This window comes from Haladaptatus sp. AB618, from assembly GCF_024136965.1.
Taxonomy (GTDB): Archaea; Halobacteriota; Halobacteria; order Halobacteriales; family Haladaptataceae; genus Haladaptatus.
In genome coordinates this window covers 19,888-44,594 of sequence record NZ_JAMYJX010000011.1, presented here as the reverse complement: position 1 = coordinate 44,594, position 24,707 = coordinate 19,888, and the positions used below count along the sequence as shown (strand labels likewise).

Here is a 24,707-nt window from a genome sequence, read left to right as displayed (position 1 = left end):
TTCGGGTATGCGAGTTGCGTTGGTAACCGTCGGAGATGAAATCCTCTCCGGAGACACTGTCAACACGAACGCCGCCTGGATCGGTGAGCAACTGACCGAGCGCGGCGTGACCGTCGAACGGGTGTTCGTCATCCCCGACCGCGTGGCCGACATCGCCCGCGTCGTGAACGAGGCCCGCGCCGAGTACGACGCCGTGATCGTCACCGGCGGTCTGGGGCCGACCCACGACGACCTGACGATGGAGGGCATCGCGGCGGCCGTCGGCGTCCCCGTCGAGGAACACGAGGAAGCCGTCCAGTGGATCGAAGAGCACTCGGATTACTCACACGCCGATCTGACGACCGGAACGGCCCACCTTCCAAAGGGGGCACGCATGCTCCCGAACGAGGTCGGCGTCGCTCCCGGCGCGGAGATAGAGGACATCTACGTCCTGCCCGGCGTGCCGGACGAGATGCACGCCATGTTCGAGCGAATCGCCGACGAGTTCGACGGAGACCCCTATTTCACCGGCACCGTCGCGGCGGGCGAACCCGAGAGCGCGCTCATCGACCGATTCGAGGAACTCCGCGAGCGATTCGACGTGAAAGTCGGGAGCTATCCGGGCGACTACGTGCGCGTCAAGATCGAGGGGACGGACGAAGCGACCGTCCAAAACGCAGTCGAGTGGTTACGCGAGCGAGTCCAAGCGCCGGACGAGACGGACGCCTAACGGTAGAAGTAGGCGATCCACGCAATCGTGATTGCCAGTCCGACGACGAGAACGACGATGCCTGCCGAGTTTGCGGGAACCGCTTCGAGTGGAATCATACCCGCCGGTTGTCGTCCCTGTCTCTTAAGATTTGAGAATTACCCCTCGCGCCCGCGGCGAGTCGTTTCCGTTCGGACTTTCTCGATGAGCGAGAGTTTTCGATCGACGTTCGACCACGACCTCTATTTTATGGAGAAAACGACCGGGATCTCACGATCGCTGCTGGCTCTAATTCGCTATTCTACGGACAAGAACATATCCTCGTTATCGGAGTAACCCGAGACGGAAAAATTGGAAACAAAAATCCGCAACCTAGAAAACTCCCTGTTTACAGGAAGTCTTCGATGTTGTCAGCGACTTCTTCCGGCGTGTCGCCGACGGGGACGCCCGCGTCGTTGAGCGCGTTGATCTTGGATTCCGCGGTACCGGTTCCGCTGCCGGAGACGATTGCGCCCGCGTGGCCCATGCGCTTTCCTGGCGGGGCCGTGCGGCCTGCGATGAAGCCAGCGACCGGCGTGTCCATGTTCTCCGCGATGAACGCGGCGGCCTCTTCCTCGTCCTCGCCACCGATTTCACCGCACATGACGACGGCGTCCGTGTCGTCGTCGTCCTCGAACAGCGAGAGGGCGTCGATGAAGTCCGTGCCGATGATCGGGTCGCCGCCGATGCCGATGGCGGTGGTCTGCCCGATGCCGCGCTGGGTGAGGCTGTCCACGACTTGGTAGGTCAGCGTCCCCGAGCGGGAGACGAGACCGACGTTACCCGACTCGAAGATGTTGCCGGGGAGGATACCGAGTTTCGATTCGCCCGGCGTGATGATGCCGGGGCAGTTCGGACCGAGCAGTCGCGTGTCGGTCTCCGAGAGGCGCTTGTACACCTTCGACATGTCCTGTGTGGGGACGCCTTCCGTGATGGCGACCGCGAGGTCGAGGTCCGTGTCGAGCGCCTCGAAGATGGCGTCGGCCGCGAACGCCGGTGGGACGAAGATGACGGACGCGTCGGCGTCCTCTTCCTCGACCGCTTCGTGCACAGTGTCGTAAACGGGCACGCCGTGTGCTTCCTGCCCGCCTTTGCCGGGGACCGCACCGGCAACGACGTTCGTTCCGTACTCCATCATCTGTTCGGCGTGGAAACTACCCTCGCCGCCAGTGATACCTTGGACGACCACTCGGGTGTCGTCGTCTACGAGAATGCTCATTGTTTGTCCTCCGCGTTTTCGACAGCACGCTGAACCGCGTCTTCGAGCGTCGCTTCGACCTGAACGAGGTCGGTGTTCAGAATTTCCATTCCTTCCTCCGCGTTGGTCCCGGCGAGTCGAACGACGACGGGTTTCGGAATCTCGTCGAGCGATTCGAGCGCCTCGTTGATACCTTTGGCAACCTCGTCACCGCGGGTGATGCCGCCGAAGATGTTGAAGACGACCGAATCGACGTTCTCATCCGAGAACACCATGTCCAGCGCGTTGGTCACGCGCTCGGCCTTCGCGCCGCCACCGATGTCGAGGAAGTTGGCGGGCGTGCCGCCGTAGTAGTCCACGAGGTCGAGCGTGGTCATGACCAGTCCGGCACCGTTGCCGATGATACCGACGTTGCCGTCGAGTCGGACGTAGTCGAAGCCGTACTCGCCCGCCTTGCGTTCGAGGTCGTCCTCGTAGGCGTCCTCCTCCATCTCGGAGAGGTCGGGGTGACGGAACAGCGCGTCGTTGTCGATGTTCATCACGGCGTCGGCCGCGATGACCTCGTCGTCCGAGGTGACCATCAGCGGGTTGATTTCCGCGTCACTCGCGTCCTTGTCCGACCAGAGGTCGTACAGCGTCGTGAGGACGCTGGCGACGTCCATCGCGATTTCCTTGTCGACGCCTGCGTCGAACACTGCCTTGCGGGCCTGGTACGGGTGCATCCCGAACGCCGGGTCGATGTGCTCCCGTGCGATGGCCTCCGGCGTCTCCTCGGCGACGGACTCGATGTCCACGCCACCTTTGGTGGAGACCATGGCGACCGGTTTGCCCTCGCCGCGGTCCATCGTCACGCCGACGTAGAGTTCGTTGACGAAATCGACGGCCCCTTCGACCAACACCTGTTCAACTGTGTACCCTTTGAGGTCCATTCCGAGAATGTCCTCTGCGGCCTCTTCGGCCTCCTCGCGGTCCTCGGCGAGTTTGATGCCGCCGGCCTTTCCGCGACCGCCGACGTGTACTTGCGCCTTTACCGCGACAGGGTAGCCGATGTCCTCCGCCGCTTCGACGACTTCGTCAACGCTCTCCGCAAGCGCTGAATCCGGCGTCGGGATTCCCGCGTCGGAGAACACCTCCTTCGCCTGGTACTCGTGTAGCCTCATGCACTCGAAAGGGAGTTGCCACGCCGCTTAAATCCCGACGGTTCACACCCAAGGTTACGTCCGAAACCACATTTTTAATCGCATTCAGAACTGCAGACAATTCTATGTGACGTACACCATGTGACATTGTCACATTCGAGGGGGCCGTTTCCCGTGATAGCTATCGGAAGACGCTCCGCGTGTCGGAAACGATACCGTCCACATCTGCCTCGGCGAGCGCGGTCGCCTCCGATTCCTCCCGCACCGTCCACGAGTTCACCGCCAGTCCGGCGTCGTGTGCTCGGTCCACGAATTCCGAATCACAGATGTCCAGTTTGGGATGGACGCAAGCACAGTCCAGATCGACGGCCGTGTCGATGCAGTTCGGGCCGCGCTGGTTGATGTAGGCCAACTGAACCTCGGGGTCGAAGGTTCGGAGATTCCGAAGCACCTGCGAATCGAACGACGACAGGAGAACGTCGTTGTCCACGCTCGCAACGGCGTCCAACACTCGCTCCGCCATCCCGCCGTGTTTCAGCTCCAGATTGATCCCCGTCCCGTCCGGAACCGCGTCGAGCGCTGTTTCGAGTCGCGGAACGGTCTCGTCGGAATCGAGTATCGTCAGTTCCCGAAGCTCGGACCACGGGGTGTCCTGCACCGTCCCATGGCTGTCCGTCAGCCGCCCGAGTTTCGCGTCGTGAAAAACCACGAGTTCGCCCGATCCACAACGCTGAACGTCCATCTCGATCACGTCCGCGTGCGCTGCCGCGTTCTCGAACGCGAGGGGCGTGTTCTCCGGGTAGTCGTCGGCGAAACCACGATGGGCGATGTGCTGTGGTGAATCCGATGTAGACATACCCACAACTCACCCCTGCGGACTTATTTTCCTTCCCTTCGTTGCCCTTCACATGCGAGCAGTACGCTATCACGAACACGGCGGCCCGGACGTGCTACAGGTGGAAGAGATCGACCGACCGGAACCCGAGGATGACGAACTCCTCGTTGCGGTTCGCGCCGCGACGGTCAACCCCGTCGACACGTACTTCCGCGAGGGATCGTATCGACCCGGCGACCTGCCGTGGATTCCGGGGTCGGATTTCGCGGGCGAGGTCGAGGCCGTCGGCGACGAAGTCGAGGCGTTCGACGTCGGCGACCGCGTCTTCGGAACCGGTCTCGGAAATAGCCGACAGGGAACCTGTGCCGAGTACGTCACGACGCCGACCGACACGGTCGCCCGTCTCCCCGATGGCGTCGGGTTCGACGAAGGGGCGGCGGTCGCCCTCGTCGGCGTCACGGCGTGGCGGGCGCTCATCGACCACGGAAACCTCGAACCTGCCGAAACCTGCCTCGTCCACGGTGGCAGCGGCGGCGTCGGACACGTTGCCGTGCAACTCGCGGCCGCCACCGGGGCGCGCGTCGTCACCACCGCGAGCGAGGAGTACCACGAACGCCTCGAAGCCGTCGGCGCGGATACGGTCCTCGATTACCACCGGGACGACCTCGCGGAAGCAGTCGAGGAGGCGGGCAACCCTGACGTGATTCTCGACCATCGACTGGACGACTACCTCCAGTTCGACGCGGACGTGGCGGCGCTGGGCGCGCGCATCGTCGGCATCGGCAACACCGACGCCGAGGCCGGATTCGAGAACGTCTCCGCCGCGCGCTCGAAGGAGTTGACGATAACGCTGATGAGCATGTTCAACACGCCGGACATCTCGGCGGTGCTCGAACGACTGGCCCGCCTCGTCGCGGACGGCGAGGTCGTCCCCGAAATCGCCGGAACGTACTCGCTCTCCGAGGTGGACGAGGCACAGTGCGACGTGCTCGAAAAGAGCTTCCTCGGAAAATTGGTCGTCGAAGTATAGAAATCGACGAAAATCCGGGAATAGAACGGGGCGGGCAACGCGCTTAATTCGCTTCGCTCCCTAACCGAAATACGATGCAGGACAGGCGGGCCGTGGGTTCTGCGGCCTTCGCGCGACTCGGCGACGAGGTGCGGGCGGCGCTCTCGGTGAGAGGTTTCTCCACGCCGACCGAACCCCAGAAGCGCGCGATTCCGCCCCTCGCCGAGGGGAAGCACGGACTCGTCATCGCGCCGACCGGGACCGGGAAGACCGAGACAGCGATGTTGCCGGTGTTCGATGCGGTAGTGGAGGCGGAGCCACGCTTTGGGATTTCGGTACTGTACATCACGCCGCTTCGGGCGCTGAACCGCGACATGCGCGAGCGACTGGAGTGGTGGGGTGACACGCTCGACATCGACATCGACGTGCGCCATGGCGACACGACCGATTACCAGCGCCAGAAGCAGGCGAACGACCCGCCGGACGTACTGGTGACGACACCCGAAACCCTGCAGGCGATGCTGACGGGGTCGAAGTTGCGGACGGCACTGGAGGACGTCCATCACGTCGTCGTGGACGAGGTGCACGAACTCGCCAGCGCGAAGCGCGGCGCACAGTTGACCATCGGACTGGAGCGTCTGCACGAACTGTCGGGCGACTTTCAGCGAATCGGCCTCTCGGCGACTGTCGGCGACCCGGAAGAGGTCGGCAGGTTCCTCACCGGAAATCGGGGCTGTGAAATCATCGAGGTGGACGCCGGGAGCAAGGTGGATTTCCGGGTGCACGAACCCGAGATCAGCGAGGAAGACGAGCGACTGGCGGGCGAGTTGATGACGAACCCGGACATCGCCAGTCACGTCCGAGCGATTCGTGACATCGTCGAGACCCACGACTCGACGCTCGTCTTCGTCAACACGCGCCAGACCGCCGAGGCGCTCGGGTCGCGGTTCAAGGAACTCGGGACGAATATCGGCGTCCACCACGGTAGCCTCTCGAAGGAGGCCAGAATCGACGTGGAGGACCGCTTCAAGGACGGAAAACTCGACGCCCTGCTCTGTACCTCCTCGATGGAACTGGGCATCGACGTTGGTCGGATCGACCACGTCGTCCAGTATCAAAGCCCGCGTGAAGTCGCTCGCTTGCTTCAGCGGGTGGGTCGCGCGGGCCACCGCATGGACGAGGTGTCGAACGGCACCATCGTCACCTCGAACGAGGACGACGCGCTGGAGGCGATGGCCATCGCACGGCGGGCGACCGACGGCGACGTGGAACCGGCCCACATCCACCACGCGAGTCTGGATACGGTGGCCAACCAAATCGTCGGCCTCGTCATGGACTTCGGGGAAATCGACGCCCGGAGAGCGTACGATATCGTCACGCGGGCCTACCCCTTCAGAGATCTGGACGAGGAGACGTTCAAGGGCGTCGTGCGGGAGGTCCAGAGCAACCGGTTGGTCTGGCTGAACGAGGAGGACGACCAAATCGAGAAGTCGGGCAAGACGTGGCAGTACTTCTACGCCAACCTGTCGATGATTCCCGACGAAGAGACGTACACCGTTCACGACATCGCCAGCGGGTCGCAAATCGGAACCCTCGATGAACGGTTCGTCGTCAACTTCGCGGAACCCGGCGAGGTGTTCATCCAACGCGGCGAGATGTGGCGCATCGCCGAAATCGACGACGACGAGAGCAGGGTGAACGTCTCGCCCATCGAGGACCCCGGCGGCGAGGTTCCGTCGTGGGTCGGCGAAGAGATTCCCGTGCCGTTCGAGGTGGCCCAAGAGGTCGGCGAGATGCGCGCCGTTGCCGGTCCGCAGTTCGAACGCGGCGCACCGATGGAGGGGGTCGCCCGCGAGTTCACGAACCGCTATTCGACCGACCAGCATACCGCCGAATCCGCGCTGTCGCAACTCGATCGGCAGGCCGAGACGGAATCCCCGATTCCGACGGCCGACCGAATCGTCGTGGAGTTCGCCGCCGGGAAGATAGTCGTCAACGCCTGTTACGGCCACAAGGTGAACGAGACGCTCGGACGGATGCTCTCGTCGCTGGTCGGCCAGCGAACCGGGTCCTCGGTCGGAATGGAGATCGACCCGTATCGGATCGAGTTGGACGTGCCCGGAAAGGTCGATGGTCACGAAGTCGTGGAAGTCCTCAACGAGACGGACCCCGAGCACGTCGGCCCGCTCATCGAACTCTCGCTGAAGCACTCGGACACGCTGAAGTTCACGCTCGCGCAGGTCGCGGCGAAGTTCGGGTCGCTGAACCGCTGGGAGGGGCGCGGACCGGTGTCGATGGGTCGCCTGCTCGGTGCGCTGGAGGACACGCCCATGTACGACGAGGCGGTCCGGGAGGTGTTCCACGACGACCTCGCCGTCGATGCGACCGAGGAAATCCTGCGCGGAATTCACGCGGGCGACATCGATGTCGTCACGACCGGCGGGCGAACTCCCGTCGGAAGCGGCGGGCGCTCCTCGGGTAGGGAACTGCTCGCGCCCGAAAATGCCGACGCGAGCGTCATCAAGACCGTCAAGGAACGGATTCGAAACGACCGCGTCCTCCTGTTCTGCCTGCACTGTCAGGACTGGCAACGCAAGACGACCGTCGAGAAAATCAACGACCAGCCCAAATGCGTGCAGTGCGGTTCGACCCGCGTCGCCGCGCTCAACCCGTGGGCCGACGAGGTGGTCACGGCGGTTCGAGCCGAAGAGAAGGACGACGAACAGGAGAAGATGACGCGGCGGGCGTACAACGCGGCGAATCTGGTTCAGAGTCACGGCAAGCAGGCCGTCATCGCGCTGGCCGCCCGCGGCGTCGGCCCACAGAACGCGGCGCGCATCATCGCCAAACTGCGTGAGGACGAGGACGACTTCTACCGCGATATTCTGGCCCGGGAACGGCAGTACGCCCGGACGCAGGCGTTTTGGGACTGACCGGGCTTTTCTGCAGGTCACGCCGGAAACCCCCGACACCGAACGCTCGTTCGTGAATCGTCTCCCCGCGGTGGTAAATCTCTCCTCAGGGGAGGGAGTTATTTTGTCATCTTTCCCACCAGAAACGTGAGAAAATCGTTTAGACGATACGGGAAGTAGACTCTAGCGGTGGGGACCATTAGCAGGGATGCCATTTCTGACCGGCTTGCCGGACAGTCCAGAGTCGTACTGTCGTTGAAAGTGCTCGCAGCGGTCGCACTGTTCCTGTTCGCCGTTCGATTGTTGGGTGCGACAACCGACGCGTTGGCACCGTTTTTACGGCAGAATCTGGGTCGAGTCGTCGTCGGAGACGTTCCGGCTCTCGGAGCCAGTTGGTTCGCCTCGTACGTCCTCGCGAACGGTTCGATCGTCGCCGCGCTCGCCCTTACCCTGTTCAATTCGCACGTCATCGTTTCCTCGCAGCTGTACCTGATGATAATCGGGTCAAGACTCGGTGCGGCCGCCATCGTCATCTTCATCGGGGCCTTCGATTACCTCAATACGGAAAGCGACTCGCTCCGGGAATCCGTGCGGATGGGGTTGCTCACCTTCCTGCTCACGTACACCATCTACCTCCCGGTGATGGTTCTCGGCTATCTCTCGATGCCGCTCGTTAGCACCACGGCTCCGGTAAGCAGGGACGTTTCCGCGACGCAGCTATCGAACCCCTCCTTTTTCTCGATCGTAACCGAGGGACTCATCGAGGTTCTGGGGGCGGGAATCGCCTTCCTCGTGGCGATCGCCTGTATCCTCCTGAGCCTGCGGCTGTTCGACCGGATACTGAAGGATTTCGACAAGCAGCGACTCCGGAGACGATACCTCTCCCGTTTGGGGAACAAGTGGGTCTCGTTCGGAATCGGACTCATCATCACCGGATTGACGACGAGCATCGCATTCTCACTGGGCGTGATCGTCCCGCTTTACAACCGTGGACACATCAAACGCGACGAGATCATCCCGTACATCCTCGGGGCGAACATCGGTACCCTGCTCGATACCCTCATCGTCGCGTTCGCCCTCCAAACCTCAACCGGTGTGATGACCGTCGTTCTGCTGTTGAGCATCGGGCTCGTCGTAACGCTCCTCTCGCTCGTGACGTACCCGATTTACACCTCGTTCATCGACACGATGCAGGACGAACTCATCGGGACGGTCGCCTACTTCATCGGCTTTCTCGTCTCCCTCCTCCTCGTTCCGTTGTTGCTCATCCTCCTTGGATGACGGCACCCCTTCCGGGGTCAGAAATCGCGGGGGAAATGGACGATTCTGACGTAGAGGTAGACGAAATAGAGGAAGATCAACAGCAGGGCACCGACGCGTCCCAGATGGCGCTCCTCGACCGATTCGAACGGAATCGCCGCTCGGTCCATGCCGAGTTTTCTGGCGACGGCTCCCAACCGTTTCCCGAGGTCGTCCTTCAGCAGTAGATACGTGAGCAGGATACCCGCCGTCAAGGTCTCCATGGGGAGGTCCCAGTATATCAGTGGTTTCGGAACGTGATACGTCGAGATGAGCGCGCCGAGACCGATGCCCAACAACGGATTCGTGATGTTGCTTCCGATCAGCGTTCCCAGCGAGATTCCCTCCGCGCCTTCTCGCAACCCCGTTATGGCAGTCGTCATCTCGGGGGACGCCGCACCGATACCGAGCACGAGCACGCCGATGAGCGACCCCGCGAGCGCGGTTCGGCTGACGAAAAACTCGACGCTTCGGAACAGGAAGTGTGCCGAGGTGACGAGGGCCAACAGCCCGACGAAGGCGACGAACAGGTCCCGGTACGGATTTTCGGACGGCGGACCGGTACCCTGCTCTTGTATGATCTCGTTCCGCGTCGTGTACAGGAAGTACATGTAGAGGACGAACAACCCGACCAACAGCGCGCCGTCCACTCGCGTGAACATGCCGTCCCACGCGAGCGCCAACGTGATCAGCGTCGTCCCGATCATCGGGACGTAATCCCGAAGCAGGAACGTACGCGAAAATCGAAGTCCGCCGACCGTTAGGACGACCAGTCCCAGCACCAACGTCTGTTGGACGACGTCCGACCCGATGTTACCGCCGAGGACTGCCGCGGAGACCGGTTTCGGTTGCCCGACCCCGGAGACGATCCGATACGACGCAACGAGGTGTGACGCGATTTCCGGAAGGCTCGTCCCGATCGACACGACCGTCATTCCGATGACGACCTCCGATATCTGGTAGTACTTCGCCACCCGTACCAGCTTTCGAACGACGACCTGCGCCGAAAGTATCAGGGAAACGATAGCGATGAAACCGACGACCGCATACCCGGTCATCTCACCGAACGGCATCTGACGGGATGAGTGTCGACCCAGCGTCGTATAAACGCTGTGTGCCGGACGGTCGGAGCGGCAAACGGACGGGATGCCTCCGTTTCCGCGAAGTGACCAACTAAGCCGCTCCCGCGAAAACCAACCACTCATGACACTCCTCCTGACGGGCTACGAACCGTTCGGCGGCGACGACGAGAACCCGAGCGAGATGGTCGCGAACGAACTCGACGGCGAGGAAATCGCGGGCCACGAAGTCGTCGGGAAAGTCCTCCCGGTCGAGTTCGGATCCGCCGCCGAGGAAATGCAGGCACACATCAAGGACCACGACCCGGACGCAATCGTCGCCACCGGCCTCGCGGCAGGACGGCCGGGAATCACCGTCGAACGCGTGGGAATCAACGTCAACGACAGCGGGAGCACGCCGGACAACGCGGGCGTGGAGCCACGAAACGAACGGATCGACGGCGACGACCGCGCGGCCTACTTCGCCACGCTCCCCGTCGTTCCCGCCGTCGAATCCCTGCTCGACGCTGGGATTCCGGCGGCCGTCTCGAACACGGCTGGAACGCACCTCTGTAACAACGCGCTGTACTCGACGCGGGCGTATCTGGAGCGGGAGGGTCGGGACGTTCCGATGGGATTCGTCCACTTGCCCTGCACGCCGGAGCAGGCGGCCACGCACGCACGGGACGGGGACGGAACCAGCGGCGCGTCGGTACAACCGAGTTTGCCGCTGTCGATCCAGGTCGATGCCATTCGGCGAGTTTTCGACGTGACGCTTTCGAGGTGAGTGGGTCGAACGCTTTTGACGACATACTGAGACTCCGTTCTCACACGAATGGACGGCAACCGACCCATTAAATGAAATATAGAAGACTTATACGTATTCGATAAAATTCCCGGCCATGGATATATCTGCGGTCGAGGGGGTTCGTACTCGTGGGCGTGCTGCGCTCGCCCGTCGAATCGGAATCGACACACGGGCGCTCGCTCTCTTTCGGATTTCCTTGGGTGTACTGTTGCTCGCGGATTTACTCCTCCGATCGCAGAATCTCGTCGCGTTCTATACCGATTCCGGCGTGTTACCGGGTTCGCTGCTCAGAGCGCGATTTTCCGGCCTTTCCCGGCTCTCGATTCACGCCCTTTCGGGAGCGACGTGGTTCCAAGGAACGTTGTTCGTCGTCGCTGGAATCTTCGCCGTCGCCCTGCTCCTCGGCTACCGGACGAGACTGGCGACGGCGATTTCGTTCGTGTTGCTCGTCTCGCTGCACGCCCGGAACCCCGTCCTGCTGAACGCAGGGGATTCCATCCTTCGACGGCTCCTGTTGTGGAGCATCTTCCTACCGCTCGGGGAGCGCTTCTCGGTCGATTCGCTTCACGGTGAGGGGCACCGACGACGCGTCGTCAGTCTCGCGTCCGCGGGGATACTGCTCCAAGTCGTGACCGTCTACACCGTCAACGCGCTGTTCAAGCTCCGTGGCGACCTATGGATGCGCGGCGTTGCGGTCCGGTACGTGTTCAGCCTCCACAACGTCCTGACGCGGTTCGGGGAGTTTCTCTCGAGCTATCCGACGGCCCTCGACGCCTTCGACAGACTGTGGCTCGTAATCGTCGTGGCGTCGGTGCTGTTGATTCTCCTCACCGGTTGGTCACGCGCGGTGTTCGCATCGATGTTCATCGTGATGCACTTCGGGATGTTTCTGACGATGCGTCTCGGCCTGTTCCCGTTGATTTCTATCACGGCCCTGCTCCTTTTCCTTCCGAGCGTCGTCTGGGATACGGCCGCGGAGTTCACCGAACCGATGGTAAACTCACGCCGAATGGCTCGCCTCGAAAATCGGTGTCGGCAGTTGTTCCCCGAATTTTCGCTCGTTCGAGTCCCGTCCGCGATTTCGAAATCGGGACGCCGAATCGTCCCGCTCGTCGTGGCCGGTCTCCTGCTGTTCGTGCTCGTCTGGAACGCCGCGACGCTCGGCTACGTCCAGACGCCGGACCAAGTGAACGACGTCGTGAATCCGGCCGAACACCGATGGAGTATGTTCGCTCCCGAACCGCGGCAAACGGACGGTTGGTACGTGGTTCCCGGAACGCTCGAATCCGGAACCCACGTCGATGCGTTCCACCGGTCAGCCGTCCGCTGGAGTCGCCCCTCGGGCAGGAGTATGGGTTTTCCCAGCCATCGATGGCTGGTGTATCTCCTCGACCTCCAACTGCCCGGCTACGAATCGCTCCGTCCCGCATTCGCCGATTACGTCTGCCAGCGCTGGAACCGAAACCACAAGGATAACCTCGTCAACGTCTCGGTGTACTACGTCCGCCAACCGACCAACCTCGACGGCCCGGAACCGACCGAGCGGGTCAAGTTGACGAATCGGTCGTGTGACGCGTGATGTGCTCATGCTGGTGTGACGTGCTCGTGGTTCGACTTCACGCGGGCGCGTCGGTCAGTTTGTCGATGTTCGCGAGCGTCTCCCGCATGAACGCCGGGAGGTCGCCGGGGTTTCGCGAGCAGACGAGATTGCCGTCCACGACGACTTCCTCGTCCACGAACGCCGCGCCCGCGTTTTCGATGTCGTCACGGATCGACCAGTAGCCGGTCGCTTCGCGGCCGCCGAGGACGTCGGCGGTGATGAGCAGTTGTGCACCGTGGCAGATTGACGCGATGGGTTTGCTCTCGTCGTCGAACCCGCGGATGATGTCTCCCACCCCCGACGCTTCGAGTCGGATGTTCTCGGGTGCGCGCCCGCCGGGGAGGACGAGCAGGTCGTAGCGGTCGGACCGGACATCGTTGATGGAGATGTCCGCGGCTTCGAACTCCTGCCCGTGCTTGCTCTCGAAGGACCCACCGTCCGGGGTCGCCACGTCCACGTTCATCCCCTCCTCCTGCAATCGGTAGTACGGATAGCTGAACTCGCTGTCCTCGACGCCGTTTCCGGTGATGATGAGTGCGCGCATGGCACACGGTCCTCCGTCACGGTGTCGGGTAAGGGTGATGGCTACACAGGCAGGGACACATCCAGCATCGACCGTCCGAACGGGCAGCGTTTCGGACGGCGGATACGGGGCGAATTTACAACGGCACTGGAGAGGGAACCCCGAAAATTCCTCGTTACAGCCGTAACTGTGGCGGTTGTAGTTTTCGGTCGTTCACAAATCCCTGGCGAACGATCGGTCCACCCGAAAACCCCCGTCAGAACTGCTACTTGAGCGTCGGTTGAACGAACTCGCGGGCCATGTCGAAGTGTTTCCGTTCGATGACGATTTCGTCCGCCCGTTCGTTCGCCTCTTCGGGCGTCCACTCGTCCGCAGCCTCGCGGATGGCCCGCATCGAGGCACCCCGGACGAGCGCTTCGATGTCCGCACCGGTGAACCCGTCCAACTCCGTCGCGAGTGCATCGAGGTCGATGTCGTCCGCGAGCGGTTTGTCCCCCGCGTGCACCGATAGGATTTTGCGCCGGGCCTCCTCGTCCGGCCCCGGAATCTCGATGTGGGATTCGAGTCGCCCGGGACGCAACAGCGCGGGGTCGATGGCCTCGCGGCGGTTCGTCGCCGCGAGGACGACGAGGTTCGGGTTTTCGGTCAACCCGTCCAGTTCGGTCAGGAGTTGGGAGACGACGCGTTCGGTGACCTCGTGTGAGTCGTCGCGCTGGCTCGCGAGCGCGTCGATCTCGTCGAAGAACACGATCGCCGGGGATGCCTGTCTCGCCCTGTCGAACACCTCGCGAACCGATTTCTCGCTCTCGCCGACGTACCTGTCGAGCAGTTCCGGCCCGGCGACGGAGACGAAGTTCACGTCGCTCTCGCCCGCGAGTGCACGGGCGAGAAGCGTCTTCCCGGTTCCCGGCGGCCCGTAGAGCAGGACGCCGCTCGGCGGTTCCGTCCTCGTCGCCTCGAACAGGTTGGAGTACGAGAGCGGCCACTCGACGGCCTCGATGAGCGTCCGCTTGGCCTCGTTCAGTCCGCCAACGTCCTCGAACGAGATTTCGGGTGCTTCGGCGACGAACTCGCGCATCGCCGACGGTTCGACGCTCGCGAGCGCGGTGTTGAAGTCGCCGCGGGTCACCTCGACCGAGAGCAGTGCGTCGTCGTCCGCACCGTCGTCACGTGCCCGGCGAAGCGCCGCCATGGCCGCTTCCGTAACGAGCGTGTGGAGGTCGGCACCGACGAACCCGTGTGTCGTCGCGGCGAGTCGTTCGACGGCCACGTCGTCGGCCAACGGCATGCCGCGGGTGTGGACTTCAAGGATTTCCCGTCGGCCGCCTTCGTCCGGCGCGCCGATCTCGATCTCGCGGTCGAAGCGGCCGCCACGGCGGAGCGCGGGGTCGATGGCGTCCACGCGGTTCGTCGCGCCGATGACGACGACTTCGCCGCGGGATTCCAACCCGTCCATCAGCGAGAGCATCTGGGCGACCAACCGATTTTCCATATCGCTCTCCTCGTCGCGTTTCCCGCCGAGGCTGTCCACCTCGTCGAAGAAGATTATCGAGGGTGCGTTCTCGCTGGCTTCGGTGAATATCTCGCGGAGTCGCTCCTCGCTCTCACCCTTGTACTTGCTCATCACTTCCGGCCCGGAGATGGAGACGAAGTGGGCGTTGACCTCGTTGGCGACGGCCTTGGCGATGAGCGTCTTTCCGGTTCCCGGCGGCCCGTAGAGTAAGACGCCTTTCGGCGGGTCGATGCCCAACCGGCGGAACAGTTCCGGGTTCGACAACGGCAGTTCGACCATCTCGCGGACGCGACGGAGTTCCTCGTCCAGTCCGCCGATGTCCTCGTAAGCCGCACCGGTCACGTCCGTCGAATCGTTGGAATTAGACGGGGGAGTCGAGACGGATTCGGTCAGTTTCGAGAGTGAGACCTTCACGTCCGTGTCGTTCGTCACGCGGACGGTTCCGCCGGGGTTCGTCCGCGATACGACGAACAGTCCGGCGTCGCCGAGTCGTTCGATTCGCGCCTGCTCACCGGACTGAACGGGGCGGTCGAGCAGTTCCTGTTTCACCGCTCGCTCCAGCGTGTCCACGTCGTCCATCGAGAAGTTGGCCTTCGGAACGACGGTGATGGAATCCGCGTCCGAGACCGAAATCGGAGACACCGACACTTCGTCACCGATTCTGACCCCCGCGTTCGTCCGCGTCTCGGCGTCGATCTGGATGGTGTTCTCCGGCACCGTACTCGAAGCGGGCCAGACCTTCACCACGGTCGCCCCGTCGCCTTCGACCGTGACCGTATCGCCGCTCAGCACGCCGAGTTTCTGTCGCGCCGCGTCGGCGATTCGGGCGATACCCCGTCCGCCGTCGCGCTTTTCCGCGCCCCTGACGGTGAGCGCAACCGTCGGTTTTTTCGTCATATTCCCTACTCGTCACCGGACCGTCTTCAGGGTTTCCCGCAGAAACCCCTTTGTCCGATGCTACCGAGTGTACAATTATGGTTGCTCGAACCGAGCGAGACGACACGACATGGTACCAGTGCGAGCAGTGCGGACTGATGTTCGACGACCAGAGCGACGCCGAACAACACGAGGAGAACTGCGATGCGGAAGACCCCACTTATATCCAGTGAAAGGAAGAGGGGTTCGTCCGGCCTGATTTTCTCACTGCCGATAGCTTGAAACGATTCGTGACCGTGTAGCTTCTATGGGATACAACACTACCATCGGTTGGTCGCTGTTCACCTCCGGCGTCGTCACGCTCCTGTTGAAGGTCCTCCCCTTCGACTCGCTCTACTGGGGAATCGCCCTCATCGTCCTCGGTATCGTGGTGATGGCACGTCGACTGTAGTGGGGGTTCGACGTCCATGTCTCGTGTGGGCATGTGATTTAGACTCAATCTAAAACAGTTATTTGTCAGCCCTAATCCATATATTCTTAACCTCGCGACCCCCACGGAAGAACGAATGGGTGACCACCGGAAGGAGTTTCTCAAAGCGTCGTGGGCCAACGTCCTGACGAACGTCCTCAAAATCGTGGTGGAAGGTGGCGTCGGACTCACCTTCGGGAGTCTCGCGCTCGTCGCCGACGCCGCCCACTCGGTGGCCGATTTGCTGGCCAGCGCGGTGGTGCTCGTTTGGGGTCGCCTCTCGTTCGAGGGTCCGGACACGAACCATCCCCATGGCCACGACCGGGTCGAACCGCTGACCGCCCTGTTCGTCGGCGGCACGCTCGTCCTCCTCGGATTGAAACTGCTCTACGACGCCGGTCAAACCATCCTTTCGGCACCTGAATCTACCTACAGCATCGCCCTCGTTGCCGGTCTCGCCTTCGCCTTTTGTGACCGCGCGTTCTGTTACTGGTACACGAAACGGGTCAATCGCAACGTCGAGTCCGCCGGTCTCGCCGCGCTCGCCGCCGACAGCAAGAACGACCTCTACACCACGGGTGCGGCAGTCATCGGCGTGGCGGGAATGGCTGGTGGGTTTCCCGTCCTCGACCCGCTGGCCGGGGGACTGGTGAGCCTGCTCGTCATCCACCAAGGCGTCGAAATCTCGCGGGAGAACGTCAATTACCTCGTGGACACCGCCGCACCGAAGCCGGTTCGCGACGACATCCGGGACGAAATCCTCTCCCACGACGACGTTCACGGTCTTCACGATTTCACCGCGTACCACGCCGGAACCGTCTACGAGGTCGAATTCCACGCCGAAGTCGCGGCCGACCACACGTTCATCGAAGCCCACGACATCGAAACCGAACTCAGAAACGACCTCGTCTCGCGCGACGACGTCGGCGACGTTCACATCCACTTGGACCCGGAGGGACTGGGCGAGTGGAAGGACGCCGAGGAACAACACAGCTCTTCACCCATCAACTGACCGGAAAAACCGCTCCGCTTCGGCAAACCGCCGAATCAGTCTAATTCCGCTCGTTCCCGATGTTCGGCGGCCAACTCCTCGGCTTGCGCCCGCGACTGGCACGTCTCCCAACGAACCTGTGTCGCGTCGCTGTAGGTCAACGCCGTCTTCAGTTCGTCGCGCAGGACGCCGACGCCGATCTCCACGATTTCACCGTCGTTCCCCAGTTCGTACATCGCCCAGCGTTCCGGCGTGCCCGCGACCGTTCCCCTGTCGAGTGCTTGCCAGCGCTTCGCGAGCGGCATCAGTCGTCCTCTTCCACGAACTCGAACGACCGTTCGCCCATCGCATCTTCCTCGAAGAGGAACACGCGGCCTCGCGCGATCTCCGGGCTGGCCTCGACTTCGACGGCGTAGCCGTCCGAGTGGACCGCCACCCCGGGGAACAGTTCCGCCTCCTCTCCGGGTTCCAGGATGACTCGGCCGACGCCGGTCTCTTCGAGGATGTCATCGTGCGTATCCCGATCGTTGACGTAGGTCATGACGCCCTCCGTCTCCGTCGGATCGGTGACGAGCACCTGCACCAGCTTACCCGGTTGGGTTCGGAGCGTTCCGTCCACCTTCCTCGGAACGCCGTGGTAGAAGGTCTCACGCCCGTCCTTGTATTCGACGACGATACCGTCCTCGGTGAGTTCGATACCGAGCGTGTCGGGGGAAACGTCGTTGCGGACACTCATGTCCAACGGTTGGTCGGAGAGGGGGAAAAGACCCGCGTTCCGGATCAATCAAAACGTTGCCCCCACCGCCACCCTGAAGACGGCCACCTGCGAAAGCCGACCATGCACGGCCGCGCGAAAGCACCCGCCGCCGGGACGATACTCAACGCCCTCGCCACCGGAGTCGGGTCGGCGTTCGCCATCGACACCGAAACCACCGCCACCGTCGAACTGGACGACTCCGGCGAGATTCGCGGGGAGATAGCGGAGGATCCGGACGCGGACGCTCGACTCATCGAACGCTGTGTCGAACTCGTCCTCGAAACGGAAGATTCGGAATTCGGCGCGACGGTGCGAACCGAGAGCGACGTCCCGATGGCCTCCGGCCTGAAGAGTTCGAGCGCCGCGGCGAACGCGACGGTGTTGGCGACCCTGTCCGCACTCGACGTCGAGATGCGACGGGAGGACGCCTGCCGAATCGGCGTGCAAGCGGCCCGTGACGTCGGCGTCACCGTGACCGGCGCGTTCGACGACGCCAGCGCGAGCATGCTCGGCGGCGTCACCGTCACGGACAACACCGAAGACGAACTGCTCGCCCGCGACGAGGTGGACTGGGACGTGTTGGTGTGGACGCCGCCGGAGCAGTCCTTTTCCGCCGATGCCGACGTCTCCCGCTGTCGGCAGGTCGCGCCGATGGCCGACCTCGTCGCCGACCTCGCCCTCGACGGCGAGTACGGCCGGGCGATGACGGTGAACGGCTTCGCCTTCTGTGGCGCACTCGGTTTCTCCGCGGACCCCATGGTGGACGCCATGCCGGACGTGGACGGCGTCTCGCTTTCGGGGACGGGACCGAGTTTCGTCGCCGTCGGCGGGCGGGAGGTTTTAGAGGACGTGCGGGAAAGGTGGAATTCATTGGAGGGAACGACATGGCTAACGACAACACAGACGGGCGGAACCCGAACGATATGAGCCTGGACGAACTGCGCGAAGAGATCGAATCCATCGACCGCGAACTGGTGGAACTCATCGCCCGACGAACCTACGTCGCCGATACGGTCGCGGAGGTGAAGTCCGTCGAGGACATCCCGACGACCGACGAGGCACAGGAACAGCGCGTGATGGACCGAGCGGGCGAGAACGCCGAGAAGTTCGAAGTGGATTCGAATCTGGTGAAGGCGATTTTCCGGTTACTCATCGAACTGAACAAGGTCGAACAGCGGGAGAATCGGTAGTAGCTAACACAGCGGACAGTTCGGAACTCGCTACGAAGAGCTATTACTGATTGCGTGCATCCCTGCCATGGACGAAAGTACATGGCCACAAAACAAAGCCGCAGAGTGCTGTTCCCCGGGAGTTGGTGGGTTCCAATATTGGCAATACCCATCTCGTTCCTCCTTTGGCTCTCGGTAACGCTCCTGAACACTGCCTTCGCACAGCACGTCGGACTACAGGTTTCAGGGTATCTCGGTGAGACGGCATCTGTGTTACTCGTCGTGAGTTACGCGCTCTCCCTGTTCGCCCCGTTCGCACTCTATTACGACCGAGCGTACGTGAGCGAGCAGTCGGAGTGGACGCCAACCCTCCTCTACTTGTTCGTCTTGGTTCCGCTGCTGAACGTGCCGATTGCGAGCCTCTATTTGGCCCGTCGACATCGGTTCGTTGGAGCTCCGTAGTTCGTCCCGTCTCAAAAGTGTGGCACTGTAAACGATACCCGTAACACCAATCCGAAACCTGAACGTGGGCGAGTATGTCGATAGTTATCATGAGTCACAGACTCACAAGGTACATCTACGACTGCTACGTTTGAACTGACGAGAGGTGATCTCTATTAACGACAGCCACAATCGAGGTGCTGGTTCGCGGTATCGTTCTCGGGTTTTCGATCGCGGCCCCCGTCGGCCCGATCGGAGTGTTGTGCATCCAGCGAACGCTTTCTAAGGGCCGACGTTCGGGCTTCGTGAGCGGCCTCGGAGCGGCGTCGGCGGACGCCGTGTACGGGGCGATTGCGGGGTTCGGGATTACGGCCGTGTCGTCGCTCCTGCTCGACTACCGGGTGGGTATCCGCATCGGCGGCGGTATCCTCCTCCTGTATCTCGGCGTCCAGTCGTTTCGGGCCGAGCCAGCGGAGACGGCGGTATCAACCACGGATGTGCATGGCCTCGCCGGGGATTACGGTTCGACGTTCCTGTTGACGATCACCAATCCTGTGACGATCATCGCCTTCGTCGGCATCTTCACGGGATTGGGTGTCGGAATGTCCGGAAACTACACCCACGCCGCAGTATTGGTCGGCGGCGTCTTCCTCGGGTCGGCACTCTGGTGGTTCGTCCTCAGTACCGGCGTGAGCGTATTCCGCGCACGATTCACCCGCTCGATCATGCGTCGGGTGAACCGATTGGCAGGGGTCATCATCGTCGGGTTCGGCGTGCTCGCTCTCTGGAGCGTCCTGTGACGAACGCGCGTTTTCACGATGAACGTGGCTCGCCGCGGCCCTGACGTTACAACCGGCAGAGCCGATCACGGTCGGGATAAGGGCAGTTTGAGATCGATCCCGATGGGCCGCGGGATCGAACGGGAAAACGTGAAGCGAGGATACCGTCTCGTAATTTTATCGTAACCGCCCACGACGATTGGTTCATGGTCGCAGTACAGACTATCCTCGCCTTCATCCCCGCCGCGCTCGTTCTCATCGTCGCCCCCGGCCCGGACAGCCTCTACACGCTGACCCGGAGCGTCAGCGACGGACGGACGACCGGTGTCACCGCCGCACTCGGCTCTTCGACTGGAAGCATCGTCCACACGACGGCGGCCGTCCTCGGTCTGTCGGCAATCCTGCGAACGTCCGCGGTGGCGTTCACCGCCGTCAAACTCGTCGGCGCGGTGTACCTCGTCTACCTCGGCGTGCAGACGTTCCGCGGCGAAGAGGAGTTCGAAATCACGCCGGAGGGAACGGGATACACGCCGGGCGAATCCTTCCGAAACGCGCTGTTCATCAACGTCTCGAACCCGAAAGTGGCGCTGTTCTTCCTCGCGTTCCTCCCGCAGTTCGTTCGGACGGGGAGTTCCGCCGCTCCCCAGATTTTCCTCTTCGGGGTGCTGTTCGCCACGCTCGGCTTCTGCTATCAGGCACTGCTTGCGGTGTTCTCCGCGCGAGCGCGCCGGGTCGTTACCGAGCGCGACCTCCTCCGACGAATACTTCGCACGGCGAGCGGGAGCGTGCTCGTCGGTTTCGGGGCCAAACTGGCGCTCGCCCGGCGCGTTTCTTCGTAGGCGATTTCGACCGTTACCACGGCTCAAAAAGCGTCACGCGTGAATATCACCGAACGATTCGAATCGTCGATAGCTCCGCTTCCGTGACGTTCTCGCGCCACTGTTCCTGTGAGATGCTGTAGGTCTGGAGGTCCACTGGTTCGCCGGAGTCGTCTGGAGGGTACCAGTTCCGAAGGACCGCATCGTACTGCCCGCCGTAGGAATCGACGTACTTCTCGATGGCGCGTTTCGACTGCTCGTTTTCGGGGTCGTGGCCGACACTCACGAGTTCGAGGTCGAGTCGGTCGAACGCGACGTACGACATCGCACCGGCCCGCTCGCCCGAGTAGCCACGTCCCCAAAACGGCTCACGAACCCACATCCCGAACGAGGTCGAACGCTTCTCCCATTCGAGCCACAGTTCGGCGACGCCGACGAATTCGTCGTCGGATTTCGTCGTGATGGCGTAGGTCGCTCGCTCGCCGGACTCCCACGCTTCCGCCGCTTCGGTTACTTCGTCCATCGTCTCCTTGGGCGTCGCGTGCGGTCGCTCGCCGAGGGGGCGCATCACGGCGTCCATCTCGCCGGAACGGTGATACTCGTAGATGTCGAGGGGTTCGGTCGACTCGTGTAACGGTTCGTATCGCAACCGTTCGCTCTCGATGAGGGTCGGAAACAGGGTTGTGGACATGGTTTGGATCGGTTTGAGGGGTGTTTCGCGTGGAGAGCGAAGTCAGTACGGATTCCATCGTGTGACGACCGGTCGAACCGAAACGTCGCGGAGGTCACCCGACGTGCGAAGAAATGTAGTACGTCGTCTTCCGGCGGTCCCGCCCATTCGACCAGCCTCCCGACGGCTTCTGAATGTAATGGTGGCACGGGTCGGGACACGGCGAACATCGAAATAAAGCGAGCAGAAACGGTCATAGCTGTTCTTTTGTCGTTTCCCGGCGTCAGCGTGGTATGGTTACAGATAACGACGGTCACCGAATCGTCAACGTGAACGGACTCGATTGGACGGGGACCGACGGGGACGGCGGTGGCTGGAAACGCATCGCCGAGGAAGCGGGTGGAACGCGGCTTGGCTGTACGTACGAGGAGATTCCGCCCGGTGGCCAACCGGCCCAGTATCACTACCACACGGCGAACGAGGAGGCGCTGTTCGTGATGGATGGGACCGGAACGCTCCGAACGCCTGCCGGGGAGACCGGGATCGAATCGGGGGACTACGTTTCCTTTCCGGTCGGGGAGTTCGGATGCCACGCCGTCGAGAACACGTCGAGCGAACCCCTCAAATGCCTCTTCTTCTCGACGATGGACGAACCGGACATCGTCGTCTATCCGGATTCGGGAAAACTACACGTCGTAGGAGGTCCGGCATCGGGACTTCCCCGTGACGGCCTCACGTTCGACGCGACGACGCCATTCGACATCGACGACTCGGAAAGTGGATAGCGCCGAAAGCTCCCTTTACATCGAACCCGTATCTCAGTTAATGGGGACCGCGAACGACATCGGTGGGGACGAAATCCTCGGGGTTTTCGAGAGACTAGACGATCCGTCCGAACCGCTTGCGACGAGCGAGGTTGCCGAGGCGGTGGGCTGTGCCCGGCGCACGGCGTACGATAAACTTCGCCGTCTCGCCGACGAGGGGGAACTCGAGACGAAGACGATCGGCGCACAAGCCCGTGCGTGGTGGCGACCCGCCATACGACCGACGGCCAGCGATGTGCCACCACCGGAGACGGATCGCTCCGTGGACGATTCGGAGGATGAATTCCCTCCCGAGTTGACCGCCGACGAAGTTCTCGAACTCGAATTCGTTTCCGAGCAGTTGGCTCGCCCGTTTCTCGAACTCGGCCACGAGGACATGGACCTCCGAATCGACGGGTTCGTACGGCTTCCCGACGGCTCGCACGTCCAGTACTGGACGGTCACTGGAATCTCCGGCGAGACGGTGATGACTCTCCCGGAACTCTTTCCCACGAACGAGGACGTTCGCCTCCTCAAGAAGGAGGGCGATAGCTATCGCGTCGAGGTTCGTGGTGCCGCATCGTCGCTGGTTTCGACCTACGACGAGTTCGATGGTGAGTCGGTAACGACCGCGCTCGAAGACGGTAAAATCAGGAACTTGGTACAGTTCCCGGCGACGGTCGATGTGGCGGCCGTCCTGGACGCGATTCGTGATGTCGCCGCTCGGGATTTCGAATTGGCGTCACAAAAGCTGGTGTACACGCCTCGGCTGTTCAAGACGCTCGTGAAGGATGACCTCACCGAACGCCAATGGACGGCCCTCCAAATCGCGTACTACGCGGGGTATTTCAAGGTCCCTCGGCAGAGCGAAGGAGATGAGATCGCGGAACGGATGGACATCACCCGCCAGACCTTCAACTACCACCTCCGCCACGCACAGGACACGGTATTGTATCACCTGTTCGAGGCTCACGACGACGGCATAGGGGAGTCGAACTAGTAAGAGCCGAGTCTTATCACCGAATCGCTCTCAGTTTACATGGATGGACACCTTCGATACGACAACCGAGGAATTAGGTCGGCAAGCATTCGAGCATGGCGACATAAAAGAGTACGACGGGTACGACCCAATCACCGGAACGCTCCGCGTTCGCTACGCTACTGACGATGAGGAATCGATACTCCTCAGTATCGTGGGGATAGTCGCTGCGGTGAGTGGGCAGGAACCGTACTCGATAACTCCGCTCTACGACGTTATCGACGCGGAATCGCTGCTCACGGTACTGACGACCGCACGAGGGAACGATATCGAGGTCTCGTTTACCTACGAAGGGTATCCGATAACCGTCTCCAGTAGCGGGGAAATCATCGTTCGACTGACCACGTGAAGGATGGACGAGTCGGTATCGCTATCCGAATGTGCGTACTGTGGAACCCCGATTCGAGCCAACGTGCGCTACCCGACGCACACAGTGCCGACAGAAGATGGTGTCCATCTCTACATCTTCTGCGATGAGATCTGCAAATCCGCGTGGCTCGCCGATGAGGCGAACGGGACAGAGTAAGCGGCGCGAAACCGACCGCGTTGAACTCGCTCGGCTACTCAGTACTCCCAGAGCCGTTCGATCCGTGCGTCAATGTCAGGGTGATCGTCTTTCAGCGTCTCGACGCTCGTCTCACCGTTCACGTTGATGACGTGGACTTGGCCGCGCCGCTCCGAGTACACGTCCTGGAAGTCGTACACGACGCCGATGATATCGACATCCTCGTCGATGTCGTCGCTCTCGATGAGGGATTCGACCTGCCGGTCGACGTTGTACTCCACGAGTCGGTTGATCGCCCCCGCTCGACTCACGTCGTCCGGGAGCGACTCGACGCCCGCCTCCAACTTCGGTTTCAGCAACGAGAGACAGTGTTCGATGCCAGCGGGCTCGGACACCTCGCCCGTCAGCGCGTCGTACGTCGCCGTGACGGCCCCACAACCGGTGTGCCCCATGACGACGACGGTGTCGGTTCCCGTGTGTTCGACGGGGTAGAGCACGTCGCCCGAGACGACTTCGCCCGAGTCCGTTCGCTGAATGACGCGGTTGCCGATGTTGCCGCAGGTGAAGATCCGTCCCGGTTCGTCGTTGCCCCAGATGTGGTCCTGTAGGACGCGAGAATCCGAACAGCAGACGGTGACGACGTCGGGATGCTGTGAATCCTGTACGTCGTCGAAACGGGAGTCGAACTCTTCGGCGTGTTCCGCGTTCTGTTCCAACAACTCGATGAACGTCCGGTGCATGATCGTGCTGTTCGTATTCGAACCACGAA

The 24,707-nt window shown here is 62.1% G+C and carries 27 protein-coding genes; 17 read left to right on the top strand and 10 right to left on the bottom strand.

The window, feature by feature from the left end; genetic code table 11:
* The first annotated feature begins 7 nt into the window (after positions 1–7).
* On the top strand, positions 8–709 hold the full coding sequence (locus tag NKF26_RS21865) for a molybdopterin-binding protein (RefSeq protein WP_253226109.1): 702 nt from the start codon (positions 8–10) through the stop codon (positions 707–709).
* A 367-nt stretch (positions 710–1,076) separates the two neighbouring features.
* Here NKF26_RS21865 and sucD read toward each other — a convergent pair whose 3' ends face one another.
* From sucD to NKF26_RS21850, 3 genes are all read right to left on the bottom strand, one after another.
* Complete coding sequence (gene sucD / locus NKF26_RS21860; protein WP_066146076.1) at positions 1,077–1,946, bottom strand: succinate--CoA ligase subunit alpha; 870 nt, start codon at positions 1,944–1,946, stop codon at positions 1,077–1,079.
* Complete coding sequence (gene sucC, locus NKF26_RS21855) at positions 1,943–3,085, bottom strand: ADP-forming succinate--CoA ligase subunit beta (protein WP_253226108.1); 1,143 nt, start codon at positions 3,083–3,085, stop codon at positions 1,943–1,945. The genes sucD and sucC overlap by 4 nt, the downstream gene beginning before the upstream one ends.
* A 160-nt stretch (positions 3,086–3,245) precedes the next feature.
* Positions 3,246–3,920, bottom strand: coding sequence for a glycerophosphodiester phosphodiesterase (locus NKF26_RS21850; RefSeq protein ID WP_253226107.1), 675 nt, complete (start codon positions 3,918–3,920; stop codon positions 3,246–3,248).
* A 52-nt stretch (positions 3,921–3,972) separates the two neighbouring features.
* Here NKF26_RS21850 and NKF26_RS21845 point away from each other — a divergent pair, with 52 nt between their 5' ends.
* The 3 genes from NKF26_RS21845 to NKF26_RS21835 all read left to right on the top strand — a co-directional run bounded on the left by NKF26_RS21845 (position 3,973) and on the right by NKF26_RS21835 (position 9,101).
* On the top strand, positions 3,973–4,929 hold the full coding sequence (locus NKF26_RS21845) for an NADPH:quinone reductase (protein ID WP_253234878.1): 957 nt from the start codon (positions 3,973–3,975) through the stop codon (positions 4,927–4,929).
* 74 nt (positions 4,930–5,003) lie between these two features.
* Entirely contained in the window at positions 5,004–7,841 is a 2,838-nt protein-coding gene (locus NKF26_RS21840; protein WP_253234877.1) for a DEAD/DEAH box helicase, read from the top strand.
* A gap of 168 nt (positions 7,842–8,009) precedes the next feature.
* Positions 8,010–9,101 carry a sodium:phosphate symporter gene (locus NKF26_RS21835; protein ID WP_253226104.1) on the top strand — a complete coding sequence of 364 codons (1,092 nt, stop codon included), beginning with the start codon at positions 8,010–8,012 and terminating at the stop codon, positions 9,099–9,101.
* Between the two features lie 17 nt (positions 9,102–9,118).
* On the opposite strand, the gene NKF26_RS21830 is transcribed toward NKF26_RS21835, so the two are convergent.
* A complete protein-coding gene (locus tag NKF26_RS21830) occupies positions 9,119–10,192 on the bottom strand; it encodes a sodium:calcium antiporter (RefSeq protein ID WP_253226103.1) in 1,074 nt (357 codons plus the stop codon).
* 130 nt (positions 10,193–10,322) lie between these two features.
* Here NKF26_RS21830 and NKF26_RS21825 point away from each other — a divergent pair, with 130 nt between their 5' ends.
* Both NKF26_RS21825 and NKF26_RS21820 read left to right on the top strand, forming a co-directional pair.
* Positions 10,323–10,964, top strand: a complete 642-nt coding sequence (locus NKF26_RS21825; protein WP_253226102.1) for a peptidase — start codon at positions 10,323–10,325, stop codon at positions 10,962–10,964.
* 115 nt (positions 10,965–11,079) lie between these two features.
* Complete coding sequence (locus NKF26_RS21820; protein WP_253226101.1) at positions 11,080–12,564, top strand: HTTM domain-containing protein; 1,485 nt, start codon at positions 11,080–11,082, stop codon at positions 12,562–12,564.
* Positions 12,565–12,601: 37 nt separating this feature from the next.
* Here the strand turns inward: NKF26_RS21820 and NKF26_RS21815 are convergent, their stop codons facing one another.
* Together NKF26_RS21815 and NKF26_RS21810 are read right to left on the bottom strand one after the other, a co-directional pair.
* Entirely contained in the window at positions 12,602–13,129 is a 528-nt protein-coding gene (locus NKF26_RS21815) for a type 1 glutamine amidotransferase domain-containing protein (RefSeq protein ID WP_253226100.1), read from the bottom strand.
* A 244-nt stretch (positions 13,130–13,373) separates the two neighbouring features.
* On the bottom strand, positions 13,374–15,518 hold the full coding sequence (locus tag NKF26_RS21810) for a CDC48 family AAA ATPase (protein WP_253226099.1): 2,145 nt from the start codon (positions 15,516–15,518) through the stop codon (positions 13,374–13,376).
* Positions 15,519–15,595: 77 nt separating this feature from the next.
* Between NKF26_RS21810 and NKF26_RS24245 the strand changes: the two genes are divergently transcribed.
* The 3 genes from NKF26_RS24245 to NKF26_RS21800 all read left to right on the top strand — a co-directional run bounded on the left by NKF26_RS24245 (position 15,596) and on the right by NKF26_RS21800 (position 16,978).
* Complete coding sequence (locus NKF26_RS24245) at positions 15,596–15,730, top strand: hypothetical protein (RefSeq protein ID WP_256487797.1); 135 nt, start codon at positions 15,596–15,598, stop codon at positions 15,728–15,730.
* Positions 15,731–15,804: 74 nt separating this feature from the next.
* A complete protein-coding gene (locus NKF26_RS21805) occupies positions 15,805–15,948 on the top strand; it encodes a hypothetical protein (protein ID WP_190303790.1) in 144 nt (47 codons plus the stop codon).
* 115 nt (positions 15,949–16,063) lie between these two features.
* Positions 16,064–16,978, top strand: a complete 915-nt coding sequence (locus tag NKF26_RS21800; RefSeq protein WP_253226098.1) for a cation diffusion facilitator family transporter — start codon at positions 16,064–16,066, stop codon at positions 16,976–16,978.
* Positions 16,979–17,013: 35 nt separating this feature from the next.
* On the opposite strand, the gene NKF26_RS21795 is transcribed toward NKF26_RS21800, so the two are convergent.
* Complete coding sequence (locus NKF26_RS21795; protein WP_253226097.1) at positions 17,014–17,262, bottom strand: hypothetical protein; 249 nt, start codon at positions 17,260–17,262, stop codon at positions 17,014–17,016.
* Positions 17,262–17,693 carry a DUF5796 family protein gene (locus tag NKF26_RS21790; RefSeq protein WP_253226096.1) on the bottom strand — a complete coding sequence of 144 codons (432 nt, stop codon included), beginning with the start codon at positions 17,691–17,693 and terminating at the stop codon, positions 17,262–17,264. Before NKF26_RS21790 ends, NKF26_RS21795 begins: the two co-directional genes overlap by 1 nt.
* Positions 17,694–17,795: 102 nt before the next feature.
* Here NKF26_RS21790 and NKF26_RS21785 point away from each other — a divergent pair, with 102 nt between their 5' ends.
* From NKF26_RS21785 to NKF26_RS21765, 5 genes are all read left to right on the top strand, one after another.
* Positions 17,796–18,641 (top strand): shikimate kinase, encoded by an 846-nt coding sequence (locus NKF26_RS21785; RefSeq protein WP_253226095.1) that lies wholly within the window; start codon positions 17,796–17,798, stop codon positions 18,639–18,641.
* Positions 18,638–18,904, top strand: coding sequence for a chorismate mutase (locus NKF26_RS21780; protein ID WP_066146042.1), 267 nt, complete (start codon positions 18,638–18,640; stop codon positions 18,902–18,904). The genes NKF26_RS21785 and NKF26_RS21780 overlap by 4 nt, the downstream gene beginning before the upstream one ends.
* A gap of 138 nt (positions 18,905–19,042) precedes the next feature.
* Positions 19,043–19,345, top strand: coding sequence for a hypothetical protein (locus NKF26_RS21775; protein ID WP_253226094.1), 303 nt, complete (start codon positions 19,043–19,045; stop codon positions 19,343–19,345).
* A 176-nt stretch (positions 19,346–19,521) separates the two neighbouring features.
* Positions 19,522–20,124: a LysE family transporter gene (locus NKF26_RS21770; protein ID WP_342766317.1), complete on the top strand. Its 603-nt coding sequence runs from the start codon at positions 19,522–19,524 to the stop codon at positions 20,122–20,124.
* A gap of 185 nt (positions 20,125–20,309) precedes the next feature.
* Positions 20,310–20,942, top strand: a complete 633-nt coding sequence (locus tag NKF26_RS21765) for a LysE family translocator (protein ID WP_253226093.1) — start codon at positions 20,310–20,312, stop codon at positions 20,940–20,942.
* Positions 20,943–20,988: 46 nt separating this feature from the next.
* Here the strand turns inward: NKF26_RS21765 and NKF26_RS21760 are convergent, their stop codons facing one another.
* Positions 20,989–21,612 (bottom strand): GNAT family N-acetyltransferase, encoded by a 624-nt coding sequence (locus NKF26_RS21760; protein ID WP_253226092.1) that lies wholly within the window; start codon positions 21,610–21,612, stop codon positions 20,989–20,991.
* A gap of 272 nt (positions 21,613–21,884) precedes the next feature.
* On the opposite strand from NKF26_RS21760, the gene NKF26_RS21755 reads away from it, so the two are divergent.
* The 3 genes from NKF26_RS21755 to NKF26_RS21745 are packed head-to-tail and all read left to right on the top strand — an operon-like array spanning position 21,885 to position 23,782.
* Complete coding sequence (locus tag NKF26_RS21755) at positions 21,885–22,376, top strand: cupin domain-containing protein (protein ID WP_253226091.1); 492 nt, start codon at positions 21,885–21,887, stop codon at positions 22,374–22,376.
* 40 nt (positions 22,377–22,416) lie between these two features.
* The gene (locus NKF26_RS21750) at positions 22,417–23,394 is read left to right on the top strand and encodes a bacterio-opsin activator domain-containing protein (RefSeq protein ID WP_253226090.1); all 978 of its coding nucleotides are present in this window, start codon (positions 22,417–22,419) and stop codon (positions 23,392–23,394) included.
* Positions 23,395–23,437: 43 nt separating this feature from the next.
* A complete protein-coding gene (locus NKF26_RS21745; RefSeq protein ID WP_253226089.1) occupies positions 23,438–23,782 on the top strand; it encodes a HalOD1 output domain-containing protein in 345 nt (114 codons plus the stop codon).
* A 215-nt stretch (positions 23,783–23,997) separates the two neighbouring features.
* Here NKF26_RS21745 and NKF26_RS21740 read toward each other — a convergent pair whose 3' ends face one another.
* Positions 23,998–24,678, bottom strand: coding sequence for a carbonic anhydrase (locus tag NKF26_RS21740; protein ID WP_253226088.1), 681 nt, complete (start codon positions 24,676–24,678; stop codon positions 23,998–24,000).
* Positions 24,679–24,707: the final 29 nt, after the last annotated feature.

What these genes read in the sequence shown, in the direction of transcription:
- NKF26_RS21865 (WP_253226109.1), top strand. Translation starts at nt 8, where the DNA reads ATGCGAGTTGCGTTGGTAACCGTCGGAGATGAAATCCTCTCCGGAGAC.
- sucD (WP_066146076.1), bottom strand. Translation starts at nt 1,946, where the DNA reads ATGAGCATTCTCGTAGACGACGACACCCGAGTGGTCGTCCAAGGTATC.
- sucC (WP_253226108.1), bottom strand. Translation starts at nt 3,085, where the DNA reads ATGAGGCTACACGAGTACCAGGCGAAGGAGGTGTTCTCCGACGCGGGA.
- NKF26_RS21850 (WP_253226107.1), bottom strand. Translation starts at nt 3,920, where the DNA reads ATGTCTACATCGGATTCACCACAGCACATCGCCCATCGTGGTTTCGCC.
- NKF26_RS21845 (WP_253234878.1), top strand. Translation starts at nt 3,973, where the DNA reads ATGCGAGCAGTACGCTATCACGAACACGGCGGCCCGGACGTGCTACAG.
- NKF26_RS21840 (WP_253234877.1), top strand. Translation starts at nt 5,004, where the DNA reads ATGCAGGACAGGCGGGCCGTGGGTTCTGCGGCCTTCGCGCGACTCGGC.
- NKF26_RS21830 (WP_253226103.1), bottom strand. Translation starts at nt 10,192, where the DNA reads ATGCCGTTCGGTGAGATGACCGGGTATGCGGTCGTCGGTTTCATCGCT.
- NKF26_RS21825 (WP_253226102.1), top strand. Translation starts at nt 10,323, where the DNA reads ATGACACTCCTCCTGACGGGCTACGAACCGTTCGGCGGCGACGACGAG.
- NKF26_RS21820 (WP_253226101.1), top strand. Translation starts at nt 11,080, where the DNA reads ATGGATATATCTGCGGTCGAGGGGGTTCGTACTCGTGGGCGTGCTGCG.
- NKF26_RS21815 (WP_253226100.1), bottom strand. Translation starts at nt 13,129, where the DNA reads ATGCGCGCACTCATCATCACCGGAAACGGCGTCGAGGACAGCGAGTTC.
- NKF26_RS21810 (WP_253226099.1), bottom strand. Translation starts at nt 15,518, where the DNA reads ATGACGAAAAAACCGACGGTTGCGCTCACCGTCAGGGGCGCGGAAAAG.
- NKF26_RS24245 (WP_256487797.1), top strand. Translation starts at nt 15,596, where the DNA reads ATGGTTGCTCGAACCGAGCGAGACGACACGACATGGTACCAGTGCGAG.
- NKF26_RS21805 (WP_190303790.1), top strand. Translation starts at nt 15,805, where the DNA reads ATGGGATACAACACTACCATCGGTTGGTCGCTGTTCACCTCCGGCGTC.
- NKF26_RS21800 (WP_253226098.1), top strand. Translation starts at nt 16,064, where the DNA reads ATGGGTGACCACCGGAAGGAGTTTCTCAAAGCGTCGTGGGCCAACGTC.
- NKF26_RS21795 (WP_253226097.1), bottom strand. Translation starts at nt 17,262, where the DNA reads ATGCCGCTCGCGAAGCGCTGGCAAGCACTCGACAGGGGAACGGTCGCG.
- NKF26_RS21790 (WP_253226096.1), bottom strand. Translation starts at nt 17,693, where the DNA reads ATGAGTGTCCGCAACGACGTTTCCCCCGACACGCTCGGTATCGAACTC.
- NKF26_RS21785 (WP_253226095.1), top strand. Translation starts at nt 17,796, where the DNA reads ATGCACGGCCGCGCGAAAGCACCCGCCGCCGGGACGATACTCAACGCC.
- NKF26_RS21780 (WP_066146042.1), top strand. Translation starts at nt 18,638, where the DNA reads ATGAGCCTGGACGAACTGCGCGAAGAGATCGAATCCATCGACCGCGAA.
- NKF26_RS21765 (WP_253226093.1), top strand. Translation starts at nt 20,310, where the DNA reads ATGGTCGCAGTACAGACTATCCTCGCCTTCATCCCCGCCGCGCTCGTT.
- NKF26_RS21760 (WP_253226092.1), bottom strand. Translation starts at nt 21,612, where the DNA reads ATGTCCACAACCCTGTTTCCGACCCTCATCGAGAGCGAACGGTTGCGA.
- NKF26_RS21755 (WP_253226091.1), top strand. Translation starts at nt 21,885, where the DNA reads ATGGTTACAGATAACGACGGTCACCGAATCGTCAACGTGAACGGACTC.
- NKF26_RS21750 (WP_253226090.1), top strand. Translation starts at nt 22,417, where the DNA reads ATGGGGACCGCGAACGACATCGGTGGGGACGAAATCCTCGGGGTTTTC.
- NKF26_RS21745 (WP_253226089.1), top strand. Translation starts at nt 23,438, where the DNA reads ATGGACACCTTCGATACGACAACCGAGGAATTAGGTCGGCAAGCATTC.
- NKF26_RS21740 (WP_253226088.1), bottom strand. Translation starts at nt 24,678, where the DNA reads ATGCACCGGACGTTCATCGAGTTGTTGGAACAGAACGCGGAACACGCC.